Source organism: Caulobacter sp. P1_B12_2 (assembly GCF_056406675.1).
The window spans coordinates 1-2,879 of record NZ_JBFTZS010000531.1; the positions used below are offsets into that span (position 1 = coordinate 1).

General features: G+C 70.0%; 2 protein-coding genes. Both read right to left on the bottom strand.

The window, feature by feature from the left end:
• Positions 1–70: 70 nt before the first annotated feature.
• The gene (locus AC1DZ6_RS22780; protein ID WP_477099390.1) at positions 71–712 is read right to left on the bottom strand and encodes a glutathione S-transferase family protein; all 642 of its coding nucleotides are present in this window, start codon (positions 710–712) and stop codon (positions 71–73) included.
• A 172-nt stretch (positions 713–884) separates the two neighbouring features.
• Positions 885–2,879 (bottom strand): hybrid sensor histidine kinase/response regulator (locus tag AC1DZ6_RS22785; RefSeq protein ID WP_477099391.1); only part of this gene is annotated, 1,995 nt, incomplete at its 5' end.

Sequence of the window (2,879 nt, forward strand, 5' to 3'; positions counted from 1 at the left end):
GCCGTATCCACCTCACCCGCMAAGCGGGGGAGGTGGCGCGATGCGGATACGCATCGTGACGGAGGGGGCGTCAGGCCCCCGCCGCTTCCTTCGCCTTGGCGATCAGCGCGTCGTCGATCTCGGACGCCCGCTTGGCCGCCGGGCGCTGGCTGATCCCCGCCCAGTAGGCCTCGAACGCCGGACGTTTCTCGATCGAGCCGAACATCATGCCCCAGCCGATCTGCGAGCCGACATAGACGTCGGCGGCCGAGAACCTGTCGCCGACGATATAGGTCTTGCCGCTGACCGCCGTTTCCAGGGCGTTCAGGGTGTCCTCGATGCAGCCATAGCCGGCCGAGGCGCGGCGTTCGGGCGGTACCTCGACGCCCAGCGACTTGTTGGTCACCGCCGCCTCGACCGGGCCGCAGGCGAACATCAGCCAGCGGTAATAGGTCCCGCGCTCAGGCGAAGTGACCGGCGGTGCCAGACCGGCTTCCGGAAAGGCGTCGGCCAGATAGGCGCAGATCGCCGCGCCCTCGGTGACGGTGACGCCGCGATGAGTGATGGCCGGCACCTTGCCCATCGGATTGACCGCCAGATACTCGGGCGCCTTCATCGACGAGGCGTAGTCGAGCACCACGGTGCGATAGGGCGCGCCGGTCTCCTCGAGCATCCAGCGGGCGATGCGGCCGCGCGACATCGGGTTGGTGTAGAAAACGAGGTCGTCGCTCATGGATGGCCCTCCGAAGCCTGTCCGGAGGACAGGCTCGTTCAAACATGGAGAGCGTGACGGGCGCCGAGACCGGCATCCACTTTCGGCTGTCACGCTCTCACGAAGGGCGCGATCCTAGCGCGCGCGTCCAGGCGCGCAATCTCGGCAATCGATGTTCTTCGAGCGCCTCGGCTCAGGCGGATGGCTCGAGCGCCTTGGCCGGACCGGCGGCGATGGCGGTGTTGAGCGCATCGACCAGGCTGGTGGCGGTCATCGGCTTGGACACCGATCCGTCGAACACCCCGCCGGGACCGCCGGGGCGGGCGTCGGCCGAGAAGGCGATGATCGGCGTGCCGGCGTTCGGTCCGCCCTCGGCGCGGATGCGCAGGGCGGCCTGGGCGCCGTCCAGGCGGGGCATGCGCAGGTCCATCAGGATGGCGTCGAACGGACGGGCGGCGGCGGCGGCCACGCCTTCCTCGCCGTCCACGGCCTCGGCCACCTCGGCCCCCATGGCGGTCAGGATGGCGTTGACCAGCTCGCGGTTGGCCGGATTGTCGTCGACGATCAGCACCYGGCAGGCGGGCGGCAACAGCGACACGACCGTGTCCTGCGCGGCGCGGGCGTCGGTCCGGGCCGTCGAGGGCGCGACGATGTCGAAGCTGAAGCAGGCGCCCCGGCCTGGAATGCTGACGACGCCGATCTGGCCGCCCATGGCCTCGACCAGGCCCTTGCAGATCGCCAGGCCCAGCCCCGTGCCGCCATGCTTGCGGGTCAGGCCGGCGTCGACCTGCGAGAAGCGGCGGAACAGCAGGTCGACGTCTTCCGAGGCGATGCCCGGACCCGTGTCGAGCACCGAGACGCTCAGCCGCTCGTGGGCCTCGTCATAGGCGGCCGTGACGGTGATCGATCCGGCCTCGGTGAACTTCACCGCGTTGCCGATCAGGTTCAGGAGCACCTGGCGCAGGCGGCCGCTGTCGATCAGCAGGTCGGCGGGCAAGTCGGCCAGGCCCTCGGTGCGCAGGGCCACGTCCCGGACGCCGGTCTCCAGCGAGAACAGGTCCAGCGCCTCCTCGATCAGCTGGGCGGGGGCGACGGGCTCGAGCTTCAGCTCCAGCTGGCCGGCCTCCAGCTTCGAGAAGTCCAGGATGTCGTTGATGGTGGTCAGCAGCGCCTTGCCGCCGCTCAGCACCCGGCCGATGAAGCGGCGGGCGTCGGGCGACAGGTCCGGCTCGTCGTCGACCAGGCGGGCGAAGCCCAGCACCGAGGTTAGGGGCGTGCGCAGCTCGTGGCTCATATTGGCCAGGAACTCGCCCTTCACCGCGGCGGCGGCCTCGGCCTCGTTGCGGGCCTCGCGAAGCTGGCGCTCCATGGCCTTCTGTTCGGTGACGTCGCGGACGATGTCGGTGATGCCGGTGACCTTGCCGGTCAGCGGGTCGCGCTGCAGACCCGGGCGGGATTCCAGCCAGATCACCTGGCCGTTCTTGCGGATCGCCCGATACTCGACGCGCGTGGGGCCGTTGTCGTGATGGGCGGCCATGTGGGCGATCTGTTCGACGACGATGGCGCGGATGGCCTCGCGGTCTTCCTCGTGCACGGTGGTCATGCCCTCGCGACCGACCAGTTCCTCGGGCGTGTAGCCCAGCATGGCGACGCTGGCGGGCGAGACGTACTGGATGATGCCGCGCAGATTGCTGTGGACGATCATGTCCTGGGCGTTCTCGGCCAGCTGGCGGAAGCGCGCCTCGCTGCGGGCGGCGGCCGCGTTGGCCTCGGTCATGCCCTGGAGGATCTCGCGGCGGTGCCGCTGGATCGAGGCCACGGGCAGGCTGATGAAGATCGCCACGGCCAGGAACAGCTGCAGCACGATCGCCTGGTCGGGTGAGCCCGAGGGCAGAAGCGTGATCGGGCCTTGGCCGGCCATGGTGAAGATCACCGCCACGATGGCCACCAGGGTCGCGCTCAGCGCCGCGCCCAGCACTTCCAGACGCCAGGCGACCAGCAGCATGACGGGCGGGATCACGAACAGCAGCGGCCGGCGCTGGGTGAAGACGCCGATGGTCACCGCCAGCAGCAGCAGCAGGCAGGCGACGCCGCTGACCGACAGGGGGCGTTCGCGCAGGTAGCGGCGCACGCGGACCAGGGCCAGCAGGCACGGCGTGATGGTCATCAGGCCCAGGATGTCGCCCAG